22 protein-coding genes are annotated in these 23,431 nt (G+C 37.0%); all 22 read right to left on the bottom strand.

The features are described from left to right. Positions 1-28: 28 nt before the first annotated feature. The 22 genes from ABS301_RS14445 to ABS301_RS14340 all read right to left on the bottom strand — a co-directional run bounded on the left by ABS301_RS14445 (position 29) and on the right by ABS301_RS14340 (position 23,243). Positions 29-1,417: a hypothetical protein gene (locus ABS301_RS14445; protein WP_349672885.1), complete on the bottom strand. Its 1,389-nt coding sequence runs from the start codon at positions 1,415-1,417 to the stop codon at positions 29-31. Between the two features lie 12 nt (positions 1,418-1,429). Next, positions 1,430-1,969 (bottom strand): hypothetical protein, encoded by a 540-nt coding sequence (locus tag ABS301_RS14440; RefSeq protein ID WP_349672884.1) that lies wholly within the window; start codon positions 1,967-1,969, stop codon positions 1,430-1,432. Between the two features lie 23 nt (positions 1,970-1,992). After that, the gene (locus ABS301_RS14435; protein WP_349672883.1) at positions 1,993-2,685 is read right to left on the bottom strand and encodes a hypothetical protein; all 693 of its coding nucleotides are present in this window, start codon (positions 2,683-2,685) and stop codon (positions 1,993-1,995) included. Continuing rightward, positions 2,682-3,983 (bottom strand): hypothetical protein, encoded by a 1,302-nt coding sequence (locus ABS301_RS14430; protein WP_349672882.1) that lies wholly within the window; start codon positions 3,981-3,983, stop codon positions 2,682-2,684. The genes ABS301_RS14435 and ABS301_RS14430 overlap by 4 nt, the downstream gene beginning before the upstream one ends. Before the next feature lie 32 nt (positions 3,984-4,015). Beyond that, entirely contained in the window at positions 4,016-5,902 is a 1,887-nt protein-coding gene (locus ABS301_RS14425; RefSeq protein WP_349672881.1) for a PP2C family protein-serine/threonine phosphatase, read from the bottom strand. A gap of 29 nt (positions 5,903-5,931) precedes the next feature. Then, complete coding sequence (locus tag ABS301_RS14420) at positions 5,932-6,777, bottom strand: PP2C family protein-serine/threonine phosphatase (protein ID WP_349672880.1); 846 nt, start codon at positions 6,775-6,777, stop codon at positions 5,932-5,934. 54 nt (positions 6,778-6,831) lie between these two features. After that, positions 6,832-7,362: an FHA domain-containing protein gene (locus ABS301_RS14415; protein WP_349672879.1), complete on the bottom strand. Its 531-nt coding sequence runs from the start codon at positions 7,360-7,362 to the stop codon at positions 6,832-6,834. A 74-nt stretch (positions 7,363-7,436) separates the two neighbouring features. Further along, positions 7,437-7,991, bottom strand: coding sequence for an FHA domain-containing protein (locus ABS301_RS14410; protein WP_349672878.1), 555 nt, complete (start codon positions 7,989-7,991; stop codon positions 7,437-7,439). 137 nt (positions 7,992-8,128) lie between these two features. After that, positions 8,129-8,809 (bottom strand): hypothetical protein, encoded by a 681-nt coding sequence (locus tag ABS301_RS14405; RefSeq protein ID WP_349672877.1) that lies wholly within the window; start codon positions 8,807-8,809, stop codon positions 8,129-8,131. 62 nt (positions 8,810-8,871) lie between these two features. Next, positions 8,872-9,330: a DUF5991 domain-containing protein gene (locus ABS301_RS14400; RefSeq protein WP_349672876.1), complete on the bottom strand. Its 459-nt coding sequence runs from the start codon at positions 9,328-9,330 to the stop codon at positions 8,872-8,874. 133 nt (positions 9,331-9,463) lie between these two features. After that, positions 9,464-10,516 carry a hypothetical protein gene (locus ABS301_RS14395; RefSeq protein WP_349672875.1) on the bottom strand — a complete coding sequence of 351 codons (1,053 nt, stop codon included), beginning with the start codon at positions 10,514-10,516 and terminating at the stop codon, positions 9,464-9,466. A 13-nt stretch (positions 10,517-10,529) separates the two neighbouring features. Then, positions 10,530-11,942: a DUF4280 domain-containing protein gene (locus tag ABS301_RS14390; RefSeq protein WP_349672874.1), complete on the bottom strand. Its 1,413-nt coding sequence runs from the start codon at positions 11,940-11,942 to the stop codon at positions 10,530-10,532. A 358-nt stretch (positions 11,943-12,300) separates the two neighbouring features. Further along, positions 12,301-13,083, bottom strand: coding sequence for a hypothetical protein (locus ABS301_RS14385; protein ID WP_349672873.1), 783 nt, complete (start codon positions 13,081-13,083; stop codon positions 12,301-12,303). A gap of 227 nt (positions 13,084-13,310) precedes the next feature. Next, positions 13,311-13,898: a hypothetical protein gene (locus ABS301_RS14380; RefSeq protein ID WP_349672872.1), complete on the bottom strand. Its 588-nt coding sequence runs from the start codon at positions 13,896-13,898 to the stop codon at positions 13,311-13,313. Between the two features lie 173 nt (positions 13,899-14,071). Next, positions 14,072-14,527: a DUF5991 domain-containing protein gene (locus ABS301_RS14375; RefSeq protein WP_349672871.1), complete on the bottom strand. Its 456-nt coding sequence runs from the start codon at positions 14,525-14,527 to the stop codon at positions 14,072-14,074. Positions 14,528-14,561: 34 nt separating this feature from the next. Next, positions 14,562-15,905, bottom strand: a complete 1,344-nt coding sequence (locus ABS301_RS14370) for a PAAR-like protein (RefSeq protein ID WP_349672870.1) — start codon at positions 15,903-15,905, stop codon at positions 14,562-14,564. A gap of 76 nt (positions 15,906-15,981) precedes the next feature. Continuing rightward, positions 15,982-16,422, bottom strand: a complete 441-nt coding sequence (locus ABS301_RS14365) for a DnaJ domain-containing protein (RefSeq protein WP_349672869.1) — start codon at positions 16,420-16,422, stop codon at positions 15,982-15,984. Between the two features lie 125 nt (positions 16,423-16,547). After that, a complete protein-coding gene (locus tag ABS301_RS14360; protein ID WP_349672868.1) occupies positions 16,548-16,976 on the bottom strand; it encodes a membrane-associated protease 1 in 429 nt (142 codons plus the stop codon). Positions 16,977-17,003: 27 nt separating this feature from the next. After that, positions 17,004-17,435: a hypothetical protein gene (locus tag ABS301_RS14355; RefSeq protein WP_349672867.1), complete on the bottom strand. Its 432-nt coding sequence runs from the start codon at positions 17,433-17,435 to the stop codon at positions 17,004-17,006. A 46-nt stretch (positions 17,436-17,481) separates the two neighbouring features. Beyond that, positions 17,482-19,665 carry a transcriptional regulator gene (locus ABS301_RS14350; RefSeq protein WP_349672866.1) on the bottom strand — a complete coding sequence of 728 codons (2,184 nt, stop codon included), beginning with the start codon at positions 19,663-19,665 and terminating at the stop codon, positions 17,482-17,484. 41 nt (positions 19,666-19,706) lie between these two features. After that, the gene (locus ABS301_RS14345) at positions 19,707-21,548 is read right to left on the bottom strand and encodes a vWA domain-containing protein (protein ID WP_349672865.1); all 1,842 of its coding nucleotides are present in this window, start codon (positions 21,546-21,548) and stop codon (positions 19,707-19,709) included. Between the two features lie 201 nt (positions 21,549-21,749). Continuing rightward, on the bottom strand, positions 21,750-23,243 hold the full coding sequence (locus tag ABS301_RS14340) for a hypothetical protein (protein ID WP_349672864.1): 1,494 nt from the start codon (positions 23,241-23,243) through the stop codon (positions 21,750-21,752). Between the last annotated feature and the right edge of the window lie 188 nt (positions 23,244-23,431).

The raw sequence follows: 23,431 nt of genomic DNA, 5'->3' as shown, positions 1-23,431 counted from the left end.
TCTGCCGAATATAATTAAATGGTATCTATTACAACATTACTTTCGTTCCCTCCATGGTAAGATCTCCATTTAGATTGAGAACTGAATCGCCTCGTTTAACAGTAACCTTTTTAGGCGCCGACATAGTTATCGAGGAATTAGAACTGGTTATACTTAAACTTCCCTCAGACCTTAAGTTCACTGAGCCTTCACTAACAATATTAATTCCATCCTCATCGGATAACTCAATAAACGTCCCATCATTATTTGTCATTAAGATACGCCCTGGAGACAGTTGTACTTCTTTTCCTTCTTTATTACGTAAAAATTTACAATCCGGGGTCTTTCTAAGCCTCGCATCACTTTCATGATATGCACTAGCCACATATGCCTCAGATTCCTTTGTAATTGGAAAATAAAGGCGTATGGTATCACCAATTTCCGGCATACAGTACCAGCCTGTACCATCAGGAGATGAATAGACTGTGGAAAATGAATACCAGCGTACACCGGATTGTTCTTTATTTTCATCACTTTGTATTGTTATCTGTACTTTTTCATTCTTTACCTTTACAACATTTCCCAACAGCGATACACCTGCAACACGTTTATTATAGTAAACAGGTTCCTGCAGACCCCTGCGGGATTTCATAAAGATCGTGTGATACAACTCGTTCCCCTTTAAAAGAGAATCAATTTTCCAAATAAATAATTCTCTTCCATCAACAACGCTTCTTTCTCCCAACTTGTGAATTTCCCTTGTTTCACAAACATAAGACATCATATCCTCTGGCTGGACAGACAATCCATTTTTTTTCTTATCCCAGTACTCCTGCATATCATACTGCGTCCAATATTCGCCTGAGAGTCCTTCATTCTCTCCTTTTCTATCTGGAATTCCAAAATGATACCGTTCTCCCTTTGTGGAACAATCCGCGAAGATTACCGTATGATTCATTGAAGCCAGCCTTTTAATAAACTCCCAATCCGTTTCTCCATACTGCATGACAAAGCAGTCAATTTTCTTCCCCTTTGCTTCTGTCATAATCTTTGCTGCTTCTTCATAACCCTGGTTACAAATATCAAGTAAGCTGCTGTAAGTAAGCTCATTTTCCTGAAAACTTCTAATGTGCTCTTCATAATCCATCAGCTTTGTACCATTACATAAGTGCAGGTCTACTATACAACTCCCAACTGTTACCTCTATACGTAACGTTTCAATAATACCGTAAAACAAGCTGATCTCTTCTCTCCCCGATATGGCTACTACCTGTACCCAGGTCAGCCTTTTCCCAAGCTTCATGTAATCTTCTTTCCGATCCATGGGAATACGGCCTCTCATATGCACATAAGCATGGTTATTAACCAACTGGTTAGATTGGTAATCTAAAATTTCCATATCTTCAAATGGCCGTACAATTAATCTTTCTTCTCTCATAACATTCCCTCCCTAATTTTCTTGATATAATTCAACCTCACATAATTCCAGACCTGTTACACCACGCCGAATCAGGCTTTCTGCAATGTCCATAGACAGTATGATGTGTCTTTTCTTTGAATCACTAACCCAGAAAATATTCTTATCTGGTCTAATTGCTTCTTTTTGTGGTATTATCGTATCAGAAATATAGTTTCCATTATCATATTGTTTTTTATATAGCTGTATATTAGAAATCTCACTAAAAACAGGTAGATAATAAAGCTTGGACTCCTGATTGAAAGGATTTAATAAAATTACATTCCTAAAAAAACAGCATTCTTGATACATATTAATGACCTCATGAATCATAGGTGAAATCAATAGAAATGGAAACAGAATAATGTCTGTAAAGACAGTGTTTTCCGATGATTCTAAAAGGAACATTTGCATATCGGGTAACTTTGGAAATGTTTCAAGACGAATATCCCGTACATCAAATGATCCATACCAGTTTTTCAATTGGGGAGCATATTTTAACTCCGGTGTATCTTGAACTTCAAAATATTTCATTCAGTTGGCTCCTTTTTTTCTTTTTAAAATAACACCATTTCGCCGAATTCCATGGTCTCATCCACATCAATAATGCCAAAATGATGTTCCCAGAACAGAAACATCTGGTAATTGACCGGAAGAAACATATCCTGCAAAAACTCCAGCCGTTCCCGTTCTGTTTCCGTTTCCTTAATTCCTACGTATACCAGTACCTGACGTGCAGCCTCATTATTTGCATATACCATGGAGTCCGAGTACATACACCTCATAACTTCGCGGAAAAGATAAATGCTGCTTCCGCACTGGTATAGCTTTAATATCAGGCGAAGCAGACGATGGAGCTTATCTTTTTCGAACTGCTCTGTCACCCGTGCTGCCTGGCTTCCGCATACCCCTTCCAGCAGATCTCTAAGTAGAAACCTTAGAGCATATTCCTGTTTGGACAGCCCCTGACGCAAATCAAGCTGTACCAGATACTGCATAGCACAATCAAAAAACAGGTTTCTTGACGTTTCATATCCCTCCAGATTGATATCAAACATTTCTGAAAACTCTCTGGAAAACCGATAGAGAGGGTTCATCTCTACTTTCTTTTCTTCCAATCCTCTGCTATTGATTGTCTCAAGTGTTACCTCTGTATACGGACTGCCATTCCTTACTGCTATGTATCGGATATCCTCCCGCCTGATACCTGCCTCATCAGCAGCCAGGGCAGCCTCCCATGCGTAATTCATATTATCACTCCAACACAGCGATATTCGCTGATCTCTAATTGTATCTGTGAAATTACGTAACGTACCATGCTTTCATTTAAGTAATTCCCCGGTTCCTTTTCCTTAAATTTCAGCAGCATTACCTTTCGGCTCTCCATAGGAAAAAGTTCATCTCTGACAAACCAGTTCATGCTCTCCACTGTTTTATAATCTCTGACATTGGAACAAATCTCATATCCAATAACCTCGATGTAATCCCTGATATCCAGTTCCATAATCCGTCGGAAAAGATCAGTTTTAGTCATAAGCATTGTACGGCTGTTCTCCGCAAACCTGCGGATAAATGAATCGTTTTTATGATTCGTTATCATAGGTGTATCGTAATCCAGAGAGATTATGGTTTCCTTTTGAATAATATGAAGAACCCTCCAGCTTTCAAAAGTTTCTTTTTGGGATTTCATAACTATTTTCTTTTTCTCATGTCGAATTTCCAAGATATCTTCATTTGTTTCGATTAAGTACCCATCTCCATCTGATTTATCCTCAAGTGTAAATTCATGTTCGTAATAAATGTCATTCATACTGGGAAGCATAAAATCACCGCTATCAAATTTCACCCATTCCATATTCCAGAGAGGTACCTGTCCATAGCATACTGCGCTTTCAAATTCGTCAAAAATAATTGCTGCATTTTCAAGGGTTACGGTCCCCTTTTCTTGTACTACCGTGTAAACATCATAGAACTTATCCAGATACGCTGTATTAATAGTTTCCCAAGGAATGTGATTATCCTGAAATACTATGTAAACCTTCTCCATAATGTTTCGGTAACGTTTTGCTGGCTGGACATAAAACTCCGTATCCTGTTTTTCTTCACCATAATTTAAAGTACCGGCAAAACTTTGTATCTGTTCAAATCTTCTCTGTTCCTGCTCGCTTACTCTCAAGTAAATTGTTCCCAGCCACATTTGATTTTCATTCGAAAGCTTTTCAACCAGAATTTCCTCTTGTAAATCCTCTTCTACAACCGGATACAGCGTTAAATTTGTGGGGTCATAATTATTCCGGTTTACAACAGTCAAAACTGTTTCATACTGGTTTGCTCCAATCTCCAGTTCTTCATATACACGTTTTTCTAAACTCCGATACCGGGATTCTGTGCATTGGATAAGCTTTCCCAATCCTTCTGCCAATATCTTTTTTGCATATTGCCGCTCATCAAAATCACTTATTTCCCTCAATCTCTCTTCTATGTATCTTTCAAAATCAAAAGGATACTCCAATATAGCGGATAAATGATTGTCCTTCCATTTTTCCATATGCCCCCTCCTGCCAAACCAAACTTGCTATTTCATATTCCCGATCCGGGACCTGTGCTTCCTAAATTGGCTTTCTCTCCCTCTTTATCTGTTTTATTACTTTTACTTTTGTCTACCTGACTCTCATTTACTTCTGCCGCTTTTAAATCTTTTTCACGCTCTTCCTTTTCCTGCTCCATTGCCGTTTCCAGAATCTCAATCAGCCCGTCTACTTCCTCAACCTTATCATCCAGTTTTAATTCTTTATAAATACTCTTTGCAAACAGATATTGTTTTTTTGCCTCCAGTCGGTTTCCAGCAGTTTCTTCCTCCCTGCCAGCATCCACATATTCCTGCGCCTGGGACTTTTTCTGTTCATTTTCTTCTGCCTTGCTGTCACTGGAAGCGATCTTCACCTGGATCAATTCGCCATGAACATCATCTTTCAACTGCTGATATTTCTCCAATGCCATAGCATAGTAGGCTTTTGCACCCTGGTAATCTCCGTCGGCAAATGCCTTATCACCCTCCGCCGCAAGCTGGGCAGCTCCAGTTTCATCCGATGCTTTATCCTTTGCCTGTTTTGTATCTGCTTCCTCTGACTTATCTCTTTTGGTGTACAATGTTTCCAACGCATCCATGGCTTCCTTACGCCCCTTCTCAAAATAGGACCGTGTAGCCAGACTTTTTGCCAGTAAATACTTTTCTTCAGCCCTTTGATAATCTCCCTGCGAGACCAGAGTATCACCTAATTGAATGTAATCAAATACTGAGAGATAATCCGTAATTCTTCCCAACTGTTTGTCTATGTACTCATCTGCTATCCTGTCTGCATATCTGGACCGCTCTTTTGCCTTTACATAGGCAGCCTGGGCATCCTCGTATTTCTCACCGCTGTAAGCGTCTTCCGCAGTGTTGATTGCTTCAATCAGTTTCTGATAATCAGTAAATTCCCGAACCTGCTTTTTGTCTCGGAGCTTTTCTGCCAGCTTAACTGCCTCTTTACACTCTTCTTCTGCTTTCACAAAATTATTATCCTGTATGTATTCGATGGTATTCGTGTACCTTCGCACCATATCTTCTTTATACTTCTGCTTTACATAATGAAACAGCCATAAAGCCAGACCGATCACCAAAATAATAACAATGGATATAATTGTGATAGTAATAATCTTTTTTGTACGGCTTTTTTTATCAGGATCCAAAAACACCTTGTCTATAAAAATGGCAGCGAATGTATAGTTATCCAGATTCTCAGGCTGTCGGGACAGCAAAAGATCCTCTACATTGTTCAGGCACTCCTGCGGTTCCCCTTTTGCCTCAGAGAATACGTCATCTAATTCACCGCTGTCTAAATTTTCCCAAATTCCTCTTGTATAGAATGCCAGGATATCTCCATTAATTAGCTTTTTTTTCTTTGATACAATAGATTTTAAACCTTTTCCAATTCCTAAATAGGAATATAAATTATTTCGTTCTTCATGGCGGGAGAGGACATCCTCCGTAAGCTTCTTCTCCTTTACCAGCTCTGTACCCAGAGACATATCCTGGGTGGATTCAAGCATAGAACCATCCCGGTATAGGCGCAGTCTGGTGTTGCCCACATGACCATATCGTACCTTTGCATAGTCGGTAACAATCACCGTAACAGAAGCCTTTAGACGCTCCCGGCAGTCTGCCGTAAAGAGCGCCTGATTTGCTTCTTCCAGGTAGGATAGTACTGCTCGCTTTGTTATAGACGGGTGCGCCTGGAAAGCCAGGATAATGCTCTGTGTTGCCAGCCTTGCACTTTCAGCATCTGGCAGGTCATTCAATCCATCCGCTATCACATAACAGGCATACTGTTCCAGCTCAACAAAAGCGAAATAATCGTTATTTTTTAGTTCTGAACCCGCTTCCGATATAAATGCCGTCTTGAATGTACTGTTTTGTTTTCTCATCCCATAGTCTCCTTCTGGTCTTTTCTCTGTCAGCGTATCTGCAGCACCACTACCGCTGCATTATCCTTATCTTCTTCCTGACTTTTATTAACCAGTTCAATTATTTTATAAGCTTTCTCCTGACAGCTTCCTCCCTGCTCCAGACAATCTTCGATATCTTTCCATCTGGCCGTTTCATAGAGCCCGTCCGTCATAAGAAGAACATATTCACCACCGTAAAGGGTAATGGGCGTATCAAAAAATTCCACATCCCGAAATCCATCCTGCCCCACATAATTATACAGCCTGTGATGATCAAGAAGACTGACTGCTTCCTGCCTTGTCAGCTTACCTTCCTCGTACTTCTGCTTTGCCAGAACATTAATCGTATGTCCCGATGTTACAGGAACCAGCTCTCTGTTCCGATAAACTGCAGCTTTTACATTGCCAACAGAAGCGTAGTAAAGCTTACGCTCTTTTATCATGACTGCTGCCACAGAAGCACAGCCCTGGTTTTCCTCTAATTGATTTAGTATTTCGCGGTTAGCTCCATGAAATGCCTTGCGAAAGGAATACTGGGGATTATAGAATGCATTTTTATCCTCAAACATATCCAAAAATGTCTGAACAGATGTCCGAGCGGCGATCTTACCGCCAAAGTGTTTTCCCATACCATCTGCAAGAACCGCCATGGAACCTTCCGTTGTTTCGGTCATTCCGTATTCATCTTCCTGTACCTCCCGGTCACCGATGGTTTTGGAAGCTCCGCTTTCACAGCTTAAACGCCTTCTTCCGGATCTGCTCCGAAAATTAATAACTTCCAGTCTGATGCGCAGAATTAGTAGTACTGCTCCTGCAAGCCCCAGAAAAAGAAGAATTGATTCGGGAATTGTCATGATTCCCCTCCATTCTGTTATATTCAAATTCAGGAATCTGTTTCACATGCAACCCTACTGCTTTGATTCTGGATTGCTTTCCTTATCTTCCCACATAAAGTTTTCTCCGCAGAATGGCTGGAATGCAAACTTACTCTCTCCCATCTCAATTACGTCATAAGCGCTTAATACTGTTGGAGTATAAACTGCAGCTTCATTATGATATACAAGACCATTGCTGTCACCTGGAAGCAATACTGTCTCCTTTTTCTTCGGATCAAAGACGATGACACCGTGATTACGCCGGGATATCTTGTTATCTCCCAGCACTTGGATATCCATGTCATCTGCACGTCCGACAAAATTTTTGCCAGATTTTATCTTATAATCCTTTCCCTGCCTCGGACCGGAAATACAGACCAGCCAGCCGCATACAGGAGATGTTTCCTGCGTAAATAAAAGCTCCTCTAATTCTTCCTCATTCTTTCCACCGGCCTCTTTTTTTTCCTTCGTGGCTGTTTCAATGTTGCAATAAGGACATACCGTCCCATATCTTCTTGATGAAAATAAATGCCCGTTCTGGCACCGAATCAGATTTCCGCTCATGTCTTAAGCTCCTTTTCTTTTGTGTTATAAATTTATAAAAAATCTACTAAATAAAGAATCCATTTAACCCCAAATTATCTTAAAAGAAGTCGGTTTAACCCCACATATAAACAGTCTCCCCGTTCCATTCGACAGGGCGTATCTGCGGAAAGTTTATAAACTCTTCCGTCCTCCGCCTTTTTAACACTAATACCGTTTGTACTGCCAAGATCTTCCACATACCAGTTCCCAACGGAATAATTAAGCACTGCATGTTCGATATCCACCATACTGGCATAAGTACTCCTCCCCAGATCAATATCCACCTGGTTTTCTTTTACATCCCGACCTATAATCATGGCTATTTTTCCATACATGTCCCATGTCATCAGTTCTGTATCTTCTTCACTGAGCAGGACTATTTCAGTTATTAGCTCTGATTCTGAAGGCAGTCCCATCCCCAAATGCCCCACAGCTTCCTTTCGTTCCTCCTTATCCCTTATTGATAGTATCAGAAATACAATTTCTAAAAATATTGCTGTCACTAAAATAGTATTTCTTCCTCTAATCTGATCGGGGTAAAATATAACCACTCCTATGACCGCCAGACAGATACATGCACATAACAAATCAATTATTCTTCTTTTCATTCCCTCTTTTTTCCTTTCCTGGCTCTCTAACTATATCATTGATCTGGTTCCCCTGTAGGAGCTGTTAATAAATCATATCATCACCATTTTCGGTTTTTCCTTTACCATTCAGAAATCAAGGTACTCATAATATGAATTCATTCATATAGAATAGTCCATTGAATTTCATTTTGTATTCGCAAATCTCCTTTACTATCATTAAAGAAAAATTGTTTTGTCAACATGTCCCACTGATCTTTTGTGACTTCAACATCCGAGAAAAAATACTTTTCTTCACTTGTCTTATAAAAATTAAGTTTCCATTTTTCATCACCCATGAAATTATATATAATAAAGTCATACTCAATTTTATCAAATACATTTATAGGATAATATTTCAAAAATGTGCCATTATTTAGTGCAACATAATATTGATCCGACAAATTCTTCCAAATTTGTAGATTATTATTTCTAACAGTTAGTATATAATAATACTTACTTGATTTTACATGCAGTTCCGGCATCCCATCTCCATTAGAATCAAAATATGAGTACTTAGTGGGATAACGTTTATTGGGTTCACCAGTTGGTATCGTCAAATAGCTTATATCAACACCTCCAATAGTTATATTTCCTTTTAAAAAATCTTCATATAATTTTAAATCTTTTTCTTTTTTAGTAATTTGTTCAGTATTTATTTCTTTGAATTTATCAATATATACTTTGTTTTGTTCTGTTTTCTCTGTGTTTTCAATATATTCACTATTATTTATTTTGGAACATGAAATTAAAAAGATAGAAGATACTGATAATACCGTAATTGATATTCTTTTTATCATAATGCTCCCTTTACATTCTCACTTATTATTAATTCATACCATTGTTTTCTTTTGGATGAATCTTATTCACCATTAAAATACTGGTCTGGTTTTTCATTTTCCGGTAACATCGGTTTTAGTTTTCCCCATTCTGTAATCAATTCACCTTTCTCCTTTTTTAATTTAAGTAAACTATCACCTTCACTATATGATTCATAGATAGTATTATTACCATCTTCATCTGTATAATATTGATTAAATACAAATATGGCTTCATTCCCTCTAATCCATACTTTGCATTTTAATCGTTTTAATGTTTGAAATCCATCAATTTTAATATAAGCAGACAAACCATCATCCTTATATACATTAATTACATATGACATCCCCATATTTGGTGGACAATACTCCTCATAGCGATATTCACCGATCCAGGAATCTAATGAACCAACATTAACCGAATATTGATATTTAAATAGAACTATAATAAGAAGCAATAAAAGCATACATATAAGTAAACTTAATAAATGTCTTTTTTCCAAACTAGCCACCTTCAGAATTTCTAATTATTTAAATTCTCTTCTTTTATCAATTACAGCCTGTAAAGCTTCCTTCTTTGTTAAAATACCGTCTTCTTATGATTATAATAAAAACATTTTTTTAACAATTTTATTATTACTTATACAAAAATTCGTCATATGTAAAAGCTAAAGTTTGCATTTGTTTTTGCGCTAAATCAATTGATTTAAAATAATTTCCAACTAATTGATAATATTGTTCTTTAGATACTCTAAAAAAGAATTTTTTATGATATTCATCAAAATATCGTTTGGATTTCATTGCATCTGTATAATCAGCAGGTTTATCTGCGTACTCAGGCATAGTTACCATATATGCATATTCTTGCTGTTGTATTTTATCATTTTTAATAGCTTTTTGATGAAAAAAAACGGTACAAGCCGGATCACCATTTTTATCTAATAAATAAAATATATTATTTTCTTGAAAACGAGTCCAGAATACTTTTTGAGTACCTATTAAACCATACCATGTTGATCCTAGATTTGCCCACAAAATAAATCTATCAGAATTTGGACTGTACTTAAAAATATAATTGTATCTAGCACCATCAGTAATATATAATTCTGGGTTTCCATCTCCACTCATATCAAATAACATAAATTGGCTTTCTTCATAATTTATTGCATATAATAAATCTCCTAATGAAAGTTTTTCTCCTGTTAATCTATCATAGAAATCTACCTCTCCTTTAATTAGTTTTATATATTCTTTCTTATAGAAATCATATGTATCTGTATTTCCCGTCTGAAATTCTCCAAAAAAATTTATCTTATCATAAGCTGATTTAATAATTTTATATGTTGCTTCGTCCACAAACTGTATCTCTCCATCATAAGGAAAAAAACTACTACTAAAGCTATCATATGATTGTTTTTTATTATCTTTAATTGCTAAATTGTTTTTTAAAACAGTTTCATTATACTTTATTATATTGGCAGCAGTTGATTCTATAACTGATTCATTTACCTGATTATTCTGTATTTTCTGCTGTTTTTCTACTTCATTTTTTTCTAAAACTGTCTCAGTCTTTTCAACTTCTTTTTTTTCGTATCCTCCTATATTTGGATTGACTGAAACTTGTAAAGTAACAATAAATAAAAATATAAATATTATTGATATTATAAACAGCTCTTTTTTATTTTTCATAGTCAATCCTCCTCTATTTTTGATCTACAAACAAATCTGTTCTTTGTACATTTGAAATAACCTTTATTATTCTGTAATCTTTCAATAAAAAATCACTAAATTTACCTCCTTTGAATTCAATAACTGAACCATCCATATTACCAATTCCGACTACTAATCCATTACTTGCTTTAGGATATCGTATTCCTGTTTGCAATATCCCATTTTCAATTTTAAAAGAAGCATTTTTTACTGTTGACGACTTTTCTGTATGCCCATCAGGATATTTACTATATGTATGCGCTTTTATATCATCTATAACACACTTAATTATTCTTCGTTTTTTTGAAATAATGTTTTCTAATTCTACTTCTATAAACCTACTAAATCCGTTAAAATCATCTCTATTACAAAGACCATTATCTGGATATTTTTTATAAATAACTCTGGGGCCTACTGCAACTCTGTATCTCCCATTAGAATCTTTTGGAACTTCTTCCAATCCATATTCTCCCATTCCCAACACCCACCATGATTTTGCTGGTGTTAATACCTTCTTTTTCCCATCGACCACACCGCTTATATTATTATATTCATTTTCAGGAAACTCTGTTATAACCTGTATATTAGGATGCACGTAGTCCTCAGCAACCCATCCCATTTTAATTTTTTCAACGTCACAATAAACTTTAATCCATGATCTTCCCTCAGCCATCTTGGTTGTTTTAGGCAAAACTATTTTAATATCTTTTCCCGACGAAAATTTGGCTAACTCTTTTCCATTAGAAGATGGTAAATCTCTTACTGTCAAGTTACCTCTTGCTATTATTACAAAATAGTCTTCTGTTTCACTGCTTAATTTATTGGCCACGTTTGTGTTCGGAACCTCTTTAACACATATAACTCCACCATACTGACAAACTAACACCGCACTCTCTGACAGAATGGGCGCATATCCTTTTTGCTTTAATTCAATTAAAACCTTACTATCCACCTGATGCCACACACTATTTTGGTTTATAACTGGTACACATATATGGGCATAATTATTCCCCGGAGCTTTTTTCGCAGGTGTTCCTTTACTGTCTTGTGCAACAGTCATTGGCAGACGTCCTTCATAATTTTTCTCAGGACATAAACAAGAACCAAAACTATGTATATTGGAATCAGCACAGTCAGAAATTGTCATCACCGGATTTCCTTTACTGTATACACCATGATCTTCTAAGCAGTCCAGTTTACTCATCTTTGTACCATACTGACAGGAAAGTATAGATCCTTGGAGTACATGCTTTTTTGTTTCAACCACTCCATAATATCTCTGGTACATATACATCATTTCAAGATACTTATTCTGATGCTTTTTCTCTTCTTTCTTTTCTTCTTCCTTACTTAAATTTCCGTTATTAGGAAATAAAAAATTACCAATATTGTCAAACAGTCCCATAAACTACCTCCTCGTTCAATTTACGGATTAATGTAATGAAACTTCTTCTAATGCCTCTCAATAACACCCCCTCATAATTAAAACTTCTTTTGGTGTGGCTCACTAGCATCCACTCATTATAAATGATGCCATTACCATTATCCCTATAGATTTTATTATATTGACATGTAGATATTTTGCGAACATAAATTTACCTAAGGTTTAATCTTCTTTGGTCTCCTCTTATATTTGGATTGTCTGAGACTTACAACAAATAAAAATGTCAATATTACTGTTAATATAAACAGTTCCTTTTTACTTTTCATAGCCGACCCTATATTTTCTTATTTGTAATGAATAATTATCAATATAAGTCAATCTATAATAATTCACCAAATATCTCATGAAAATTTTTAGAATGTATAGCATTTGGGGTCTCATTAAAAAACGGAGTTGTTACTTTCTTCCATAGTTCTTCATCCAAATTAATATTTTTATATTCATCAATAGATACACAATAAAAAGGAAAAGTGTCTATCCCCTGTTCAAGCGTAAAGACTGTTTCCCATTTACTGTTACTATTAAGTACAATGTATTCATCCCTTATTGTTCCTGAATGTAAACCATCATGATACCACAATCGTCCGTTTCCCAGTATAGTGATATACATGCTGGGATTACTAAAAAGCACTTTAAACTCATTTATTTCTTGTTCATATTTTAAGATACAAGTATAGCCTGTACTTTTGATACCTAATTCAGGAAAACCATCATTATCTAAGTCATCATAATAATAAGTATATGAATCATCCAATTCTTCAAATTCTGTACCTATTTTATACAAATTTCTAAAATACTCCTTTTCTCCATTTTTACTTATTAGTGGTATCTTGTTTTTGAGTACGTTAAGGTATGCCTTTTTATACATTTCTGCTGCTTCAGGTTTTAAATTCATAACTGACTGTTTTGGCGAAAAATCTATTTTCTGCAACTTTTCACAAACAATCATAATTATATAATTTTCATCAACTACAGTAGATTTACTATAATCTCGTTCAATAATTAATTTTTCATTTGGTAAAGTATTTTCTATAAATAGACTATAATTAGTTTTTTTTTCTACTCTATTAATGCTTAAACATGCTGTAAGTAAAATCCCCATAGCTACCACTAGAATATACTTTTTTATTTTAAACACCTCCTTTACTTTTGATATACAAATAATTCAACAACACTGTAATTACTCATCTTTCCGTTACTGGATGGTTGCTTACCTGCAAACTCAACAACAGAATCTTATATGGTTCCGCTTTTGCAGAATGACTATAAAGAATTCTCTATCAGAAAAAAATAGTGCGACACCTATTCTGCAGTCAATATAAAAAAATATTAATTTAAATTTAACACAACTGCCTTTTCTTTAAATTCTTGACCTGACATATACACAATATTTAATGTGTTTTCATCCAAAAACTCTGCTTTAATAATTGGCGAAACAGCTGAAGAAATATCCACCAAAATAAATTCGTTTAGAAAATCATTTGTATCATATATATTTCTAACAACAAGTGTGAAAGGATTTTTGTTATAGTCAAGGTAAACTATTTTTTCATATTCGCATATAATTGGTGATTCATATTGATCAGAAAACCTATCATTATTAATATCATAATAGGTACAATAAAATATATTTGTTCCTGCTTGTAACAATATCTCAATAGTACCATTATCTATATAATTAATTTCAGGTGATGGTCCATAATGGCTTCCCTCTTTTACGACTTTTTTATCATTATTATATATAATATAATAATATTCAGCATCCGCTTGTTTAATTATTTTAAAGTATTTATCTTCTTTTACAACTTGACCAATTATGCCAGTATCATATGATTTATTTTTTGTCAAATAATTTCTACTTCCAATGGCTATGAATAAAACAAAGAATATGATGCAACTAGTCATTATTTTTCGCATTTTAATCTCCGCCGTATCTTATCTAAGGATCAGCATTCTCTTTAAGGTAGTAAAACGTACTATATTCCAATGATATTTTTGCGTTACTTTTATACATTAGAGTGCATGATAATTAGATTTGTATCCTTCTACATTTTCTCACTGAACATCTTTTGAACATTTTTAGGTGATATTTATTTAATTTCAAAATATTGACCCGGATACCCGTTCTCCGAAAGCATTGGTATAATATTCACCCATTCTGTAATAAGAACACCTTTCTCCTTTTTTAATTTTAATAGAATATCGCCCTCATTATATGATTCATTTAAAGTATTATTTCCGTCTAAATCTGTATAATACTGATAAAATACAAACATGATTTCATTTTCTCTGCTCCACACTTTTGTCTTCAAGCGCTTTAATGTATGAAATCCATCAATTGCTATATAAGCATATAAACCATCATCTTCATATACATTAATTTCATATTTCATATTCTGATTTGGTGGAGCAAATTCATAAAACGTATATTGTCCAATCCATGATGTCATTAAACTATTACGAGTAGAATTATTTATAATCATAAAGAGTATAAACAATATACAAAAAGTAAAAGTTATAAAAAAACAAGATATCTTTTTTGTCAATTCATTTTCCTCCTAGCAAAATATTTTCTAAGTTCTAATTATAATTATTTCTTATATTAAGTACTCTCTGTACAGCTTCTTGCTTTGTTATCTTTCCATCTTTATTAAAATCAAGTCCTTTATTTTTTGTATATTCATTCGTACCTGAAGAATATAGTATATAACTAGAATCTTTACCTATGGCCTCCGGACAAAGTATTCTCATGTAAATATCACCCAAAGTACTAATTTTACCTTTTTGAGGATACAGATATCCAAAAACATAATCTAGCTGTTCAACACCTGACATTTTTGATAATTCATTTGTTGTGGTATTCAATTCTTCTGCAACCATAGGCATAAATTGAACCAATCCTGTTGCAGAACCTCCCGCCATATTTTTTTGTGCTGGATTCAGACCTGATTCAAATGCCATGACCGTCATTAAATCATCTGGATCAAGACCTAGCTCTTTTGCAACCCCTGCTGCTTTATTTTTAAAATCACGAGTTACATATTGTGACTTATCCCAATTATATTGATATTTATAGTTAGTAACTGGCTGAGGTAATTCTTCTAGAACTTCTTTTGCTATCCACGCAATATTGCTTCCATCATAGAAAACTTTTATCCATGTACTATCAGAGCCATCAACTTTTTTTAATTCTTTTGACGGGTGGACTTTTACAATTGCACCTTTTATAAAAACTTTATTTCCATCTAATTGCTTCCCATTTGGTGTCTCTCTGATCTTTACTCTATCATTTACATAGTATTTATCTGCTATTTGGTGAGTTTCACCTATCTTTGCAACTTCTTTAACATATATAACTCCACCATATTGACAAACCAACACAGCATTATCTAACAACATCGGTGCATACCCCTTCTGCTTTACCCCAATTAGAGCATTACTGTCAACCTGATGCCATACACTGTTTTCGCTTATAATGGGCACGCATATGTGTGCCCGCTTATTTTGAGAAGCTTTTATTGCCGGAACACCCATATTATCCACTTCATTTGTCATGGGCAAGCGTCCAACATAATTAGCCTCAGGACATAAGCATGATCCAAAATTATGGATATTATTATTAGCACAGTCAGTAATTGCCATAACAGGCTTCATATGTTTATATACCCCATGATCTTCCTCGCAGTCCAATTTTGCATACTTTGTTCCATATTGACAGGAAATTACCGATTCACGAAGAACATACTTATTCTGTTCAAACATTCCATAATATTGCTGATATTGGTGCATTAATTCAAGACTCTGTTTCTGACGTATTACCTCTTCCTGTTGCTTTTCTTGGTTAGTTCTTTCTTTTCCATCATATGGATATACAAACTTCCATATGGAATCTGACATTTGATAATCTTTTATATTATCAGCCATAATATTTACCCCACTTCTTCTGGAAAAATATATTTCAATACGTTTTTTTATTAGATATAAAACTAATCCACTACATCTATTTCTTAATACCCATATATCTCTCAAACATATCCGTCGCATCCAGCGGATTTGTCCTTTTTTTCTTATTTGGATTCATCTTATCTTCATCAACCTTTCCATTCTTAGGGTTAAAACCAAAGAATTGTGCAAACTGTTCCTCCATATTGGAAAAATTGATGTCAGCAGGAGATGCGGCATTTCCGCGTGAAGCTTTGTTTGTTTTTCCTGCTTTTTCTCCCTGAACATCTTTTTCAAGGGTTTTGTCATATGCTTTCCGTTTTTCCTTGTCTTCCAGGGTGGCATAAGCTTCCGATACCTCTATAAACCGTTCCTCTGCTTCTTTATTTCCCGGATTTGCATCCGGATGATATTTTTTAGACAGTTTTCTATATGCTTTCTTTATCTCATCCTCTGACGCAGACTGGGAGACTCCCAGCACACTGTATAAATCCTTCATCTGCTCCGCCTTGTCTCCCGGCACAGTCAACGTTTACCGGGGGTGTTTTCTTTTTTTCTAACGTTTCCTCTTTATCTGGAAAAAGGGCGCGCCCGGATTTCTCCGGACACACCCTGCGCTCCTGCTTATGCGGCCGGATAGCCACCTTCCACTGTAATGAGGCTTAACTTATCTTTTTTCTGCTTAATCGTTAATGTGAATGTTCCTGTTCCTTCCACATCTCCGAATTCTTCCTTATAATCAATGACAAAGGAATTGGGGAAATAATACTTTCTTTCCATGATTCCAGCTGCTACATGCTCGATGGTTACCTTGCGGTAGCAATCTGCTTTTTCTGCCGGAACGGCTGACCATAAAGCCAGTTTTCTGGTGCTGTCAAAGGGATCTCCGTCAACTGCGGTTAAGATCCTTCCGGTGATAACCAGGGTGCTTCCCACATCCTTGGTTCTTGCGTTGGAATCCAGCGGAATATCTGTGGTGAATTTCACGCTGCGTACACATTCTTTTGCAATCTCAAAGCTTTCCATTCCTTCTACTGTTACTCTGTATGACATGTCTTAAATCCTCCTTTCATTCCTCCGTTATTCGCCGCCGAAGCCGCCTTCAATCTTAGTAACTGCGTTCTCATCCTTCTTCTGTTTCATGTGGATATAGAAGGTTCCTACGCCGCTCTCATCATCAACTTCCTCGCTGTACTCCATAACAAATGCATTGGGAAGGGTGATCTGGCGTACTACCTGGCTGGCAGATACAACTGTAATTTCTGCACTGCGGTAGCAGTCTGCCTTTTCAGATGGTACCTGAGCCCACTGAGCAAGTCCTAAAGTCGGATCATTTCCTTCTCCTCCCAGCTTGTACAGCATCTTTCCCCATACCTTAACTGTAAGGCCAAAATCTGTTGCTCTTGCGTTAGAGTCCGCTGAGGAAATGGAGTCAAAATCTACTTTTGAAATGCTCCGCTCGTCAAAAACGATATCCTCTGGTCCTCCGGTGATTTTCATACGAAATCCCATGCTTACTTCCTCCTTTTCTTTTGAAAAATTTATGCTTCAAAGGCATTTATGCCTTATTCGCCGATAATCGGTTAATCTCTACTTCTAAGTTCTTTACATTGCCGTTAAAGGTAATGTCCAACATACAGTAGCCTGTTTCTTCGTTAATACTGCAGCTGATGTCATCTCCTGATCCGAGAACTCCGTTAAGATATTCTCTTCTGGACAGCCACTGACTCTTCTGGCTGTTTGGATTATTGGAAAAGAACTGGACAATGGAATCTTCTTTAAAGTCTCCTGTTCCGTGCCGCATAACCCTTTCGATATAGGTAGTTACCTGTGTTTTATAGATAGGCTCAAACATGGAACCATCAGACATTAAGTTCCTTGCTTTATAAACCATAATTTTTGTAATGTTAGTTCCTTTGTAAGAAGCATTTTCTGAACTGAAAATGAATCCAAAATTTTTCCGGTTGATATCATTCTTAATGGAATTAGTAAATCCGGTAATTTCCTTTGCCATGGTGGTACATGCAATCAGAGAATGATCATCAGCTTCAATATCAAATCGGACTCCCGGCAGTTCCATATCTAATCTGACACCAGGCCCAAATTTTGATTTTAAATATTCCGGACACTGACAGGCAGCTACAACTCCTGCAGCTACATACGCTGCTCCTACGTAAACACCATCTATCCAAAGTTTCATAATGTCTTCTTTTTCCTTGGAAAGCTCTGCTGTCTGGTTTTCACCCACAACCATACGGCTGTCTAAAACAACCCCTGATTTGTCCTTCGGAATGATTGTGTAGTTTGGCAGACACGGGATAGCAAATTCACTGAATTCTTTTCCCATAAGTGCCGCGCAGCGGTCCTCGTATCTGGTGATACCTTCCGTTGCCAAAGCATTAAAGGTGGTGCTGTCATCTGCCTCGTAGGAGAAGAAGCACTGAACCTTATAATCTTTGAACACATCCAGCAGACGGATTAATGATTCCACACTGTTGGTATCATTCTTCTCTGCCTTGGAATTTCCTTTAAAACGCTCTCTGGTCAGCTTCATCTTACTGTTCTGATCCAGGGATACATTTGGTACTACTGCGTACCAGACTGTATTGGTAAAGTCATTCTTTGCGTTAACAGTCGTCAAATATGTAATCAGCCTTGGGATATTGCTGCTCTTTGCCAGCATCTCATTGGATACGTTGGTTACAAGCATGGAAGGACGCATTCCTTTTAACTTTTTGGGATACTGTTCGAAATAACACCAGATACCAAGCAGTCTTTCTATAAGAGGTTTTACAGTTTTGATAAAGGCATCCTTTGATTCCTTATAGAATTCCAGATAGGAATTATAGTTGGAAACCTCTGTTGCTATGTCAATACTGCTCTCCATGGTAGAGGACAGCGGGCAGAAGGTTCTTGCAACAAGTGCACCAACATAATCATTACTCTCCTCATTTAAAGCCTGGTAATCATCCTTTAACGCTTCTATCAGCCCGGTATTTACATTGTCATCAATCGTGGTTAAAGCTGTTGTTTCAACCTTGGGAGCCTCTAAGACACGAAGTTCTCCCTGATCACCCATGCTTAATACACCTAAAGCAAGAGGGGTATTGTCCTTTTTATCTCCTCCGTCTCCTAACAGGAGTCTGGTTTTGATGTCTTCAATTGCCAGGGGGAGGAGCGCCATCACGTTGTTATAATTGGCGCTTGCCTCCTCAAACATAACATTTAATTTGTCGCCTAAATCTCTCTTCTTAGGATCCTCTTCATCCAGCTTTGCGTATTCCCCATATGTATACTGCAGTTCTTTTCGGTTCTGCTTGATTGCATCCATTACTTTCTTGGGAGAAATCATATCTGTAAGTTTCTCAAATTTGAAATCTACATTAATCGTCCCCTCAGAACGCTTTGTCTCCACCATAGACATAAGCATACCCATGAATTCATTCTGGCGGTTTAACGGTATTTCTGTAAGCATTTCATCAGGTACCTGTTCCGGCTTATCCAGCTGATAAGCAACCCTCTGATTATTGGCATTGTAGTAACAATAGACTGTCGGTGCAAATTTTTCCAAAAGTTCATCGAAACTACGGACCATTAAATGATCGTTAATTTCCTTGATCTTGTCATCAGACAGACTCTCCACTCCCCTGACATCTCCAACAAGGGTTAACAAATCCAGTTTTTCCGGATTAATGACCTCCATTAACAGAGTCCGGTTGGTCTGCTTTATTACATTTCCCATATTGCTTATTCCTCCTTTGTTATCTATCTGAAAGGATGTTGCTATGATTTCCTCTCACTTGGCTTTAGGTTTTTATAATGAATTTCCATCTCAGTGGATTCATCTTCAAAAGTAATTGTGATTTTCTCGTTGTAAAATACCGGATATCCCATGCCTTTTTTTAAAATTTCCATACCTCTCAGTACCGTGCATCGCTCTGATTGATCCATAATAATTACAGAATGATCGGGTCCTGGGTAAATAATAATATCCTCTTCTCCGATTCTTCCAAGTTTTATTTTACAGGAAGTTAGAATCTGTCCAAGTGTCATACGACCGCTGTTTCTTCCAAACAGATGATAGGTCTGAGGCGGTACATCACGCCCGTCTGCGGTTCTCACCACGTAAATGCTGAATTTTCCGGAGTATGTACAGGCCTTGGTTTTCATCTTAACTGGTTCTTTTGAAGTAGGAGACTGAGACACATAGATTACTGCTGCATTCTTTTTCTTGTACCACCAAAGCAGGATTATGATGACTACCAGCGCCAGCGCCCCCAATATCGCCCATAAAGGCCGGTAATCCGGTTCGGGCTCTGGTATAGGATCTGGTGGTGGAGCCAGCTGTTCCGTCACTGGTTGTTCCATCATATATCGTTCCGCAAACATGCTGGTATCAAACTCAACTGTCACTGCATCAATTCCATCAATAGGAAGGGAATAAGGTATGAGACCACCGCTTATAGTACCGGATTTCCAAACACCATTGATACAAAAAGGTACCGACTGACCTTCATAATAAGGCGTGTTCCAAAGATTTTCGTTCTTACCTCCAGTATCCTTAAGAGATAGTTCTAAATCTGCATAGTGTTTGTAGACTGGTGGAAATTTTGTTTTACTTTTCTCTTCACTTTCTGCATCAGGTAATACTTCTTCTCTTCTGTAATTAATATTGACCACTGGTCTGGCTGTGTATTCCACAGTCATATATGCTTCCACACCAGAAAGCTCCGGTGTCTGGAAACGGACATCAATGGCATCGGATGCGGGTCTGGTCATCTCTATGACTGCAAAATTCCGACCACCTGTAATATGTCCTTCATCCGCCGTATAATCTGCTGTCACATTCTGAATTCCCTGTCCGGATGTCAGTACTACTTTTACACGTTCTGCTCCCGGAGAAGGAAGTTCAACATGAAGGCTTCCGCCATTTCCATCTGTAACTCCTACTGACCGTTTCGGAAGATTCATTCGATCATAAATGATACGGTTCATGATCTGTACCAGATTTCCGGATTGTCCCTGCCAGTAGATAGCACCATCTGTCATCTCTGCGCCATCGAAGATATGCATATTGGGATCATTTAATTCACTGCCTACGGCAACAATATAAATCTTTATTCCCGCTTCTTTTGCTTTTTTAATGGTTTCAGAGTATAAGGCACGTGATGATTCCTTTGCCTGTTTATCTGGCATATCGATTTCACCGTCAGTTACCATGACAATACTGCGTTCCACATTCTCCTCTGTGGAAAAGAGCCCTACTGCCTGATTCAGTCCTTCTCCGGCATTGGTATAGCCCTTATATATAACAGTGGAAAGCTGTGTTCCCATGGGATCTGCTCCCCCACTTAAAGGAATAATCGTCTGAATTCCTGTATTGTAGGCTACAAGTCCAGTCTTATAATATGATGGAAGACTGCAACCTGCCTGACGTATTGCATCAATCGCAACGCGGCTTTTATCATTGGAGTTCATAGAACCACTGGTATCCAGAAGAAATACTATTTCACCATTCCTTACAGGATTCTCATGGTATTCTTCAGCTGCCAGAGTGTCCTGTCTGATCGGCAGTAACAGCATGATAACCCCGATAAACAGAAAAATCCTTTTTAAATTCTTCATCTCACCCCTCCTGACAAAGATTTGGTTAACAATTTGAACGTCCATACCTTTGTCTCATTTTTGTTAGTTACATTATAATATAAAAACAAGCAAAAAAACCATTCATGTAATATTTAGCACGCTACATGTAATATTTGGTAAAATACTGTCGTATTTTTCCTCTCAATCGACATTTTTCGACACGTATTACCTGACCTTTCATCAACTAAGAGGCGAAATGAGACTATCAGTATCCGGATTTCCCAGGTAATCAGCACGAATGATCCCTGCATACCTGCTGTCAATTCCTAGCAATAAAGAAAGCTCACCACCAAGCTCCCTGATATACCATCTGTCCTCATATTTCACGGTATCAATACAAATAATATAGCGGACACCATTTAGTTCAAACGCAGCCGCAATGCTTTCTATATCATCTGCACCGTAAGCTTTCATACTCCTGAGTTTTATATCCTGATAATCAGTTGACCCATAAGACTCTGACATTTTTTCCGGACTAATATATCCCAAAATTTTTATGGTACTGGTATTTAAACGTTTCGGCAATTCTGATAACGCGAAAGTTACATCAAAATCTTCCGTCTGAACCAGATCAGCTGTATCTATTTCCGAGAGGACACCCAATGCTGTGTATTGTTCTAATAAATTCCACCGAATGTCATTTTTTCTGCTTTCAATGTTTAAATCTCTGGTAAAATCAGTTACGGCTGGGAAATTAAATTCCTGCTGCATAAAAATATATGCCCCGCTACTTTCTAGTCTGGTCCTAAAATCAAAATGATTCACGTAGCTCTCCACTGCAAATGTACCAATCATCTTGTCCTGTTGATTGGCTGCAAGATATTCCAGGTATCTTCTGACTGCCATCTGAGACGAATCAAAGCCTCCTGTTTCCTCAATGGTGTCAGCAGAGCCTAATGCCCCATGCCCCGCTTCTGCCTCTAATAGGTTTTTTGAAAAATCAGGTACCAATTGTTTCAGAATCTGCTCATCCGCTGTTTCTAACGAGAGCGTCCCTACCTCTTTTCTTTCCATTCCTGACATATTGGCAAGGATTCCGCCTAACTGGTGATTAAACCACCGGCCGTCCTTTCTTATTACATCAAAAATCAAAAAGAATTTTCTGCCATTCACCTCAATAGCAGCAACACAGCTTACCATCTTATCCCCACCATACCGTTTCGCTATTCTGATTAAATTTTCCTGATGTTTTTGATTCGTGTAAGCATCATCTAAATCTCCAGGGTCAACAAATCCCACCAGCTTTACTGATTTAAGATCCACAGCCTTTATACAGCTCTCCAGATTATCGACAAAAGCCTTTACCTCCGCTGTATTGTTTAGATGCACAGGAACATCATCCAAGCCAAGCCCGCAAAGAATTGCATATTGACGCATAATATCATCTATTTCCATATTTTCTGAAAAAGTTTCTGTCATGTACTTTAGATTGTTCTCCCTAAGCCCTGTTAAATAACCCTTTACTGCACTCTCCGGAGAATCAAATCCAGGCTGTGCAGTTGTCTGGGATGTACTTGCAAAACCTTCCTGCAAAGGTAATTTAGACTGCATCTGTGAAATAACCTTTCTCCCTTCTAAAAGTTCAGAACTCTCCTGCGCAGAACAGGCACACACGGATCCAGATACCAGAATTGCAGCTGCTACAGCTAAAACAAATTTGCCACGTTTAATCATTTTCATACACTCCCTTAATTTCACGACTTTCAGTTACATTATAATGCATAAATTGACAAAAAAATCATTCATGTAATTTTTAGCACCCTACATGTAATTTTTGGTAATTTAGTATTAGGAAATACAAAGAATACAAAGAATATAAAAAAAGAAAAGCAGATATTGACTGCTCTTCCAAGATAATCATT

Origin of the sequence: Lacrimispora sp., from assembly GCF_031982545.1 — a bacterium.
GTDB lineage: Bacteria > Bacillota > Clostridia > Lachnospirales > Lachnospiraceae > Lacrimispora.
The sequence above is the reverse complement of the archived record's forward strand: the minus strand, read 5'-3'. Positions and strand labels throughout refer to the sequence as shown.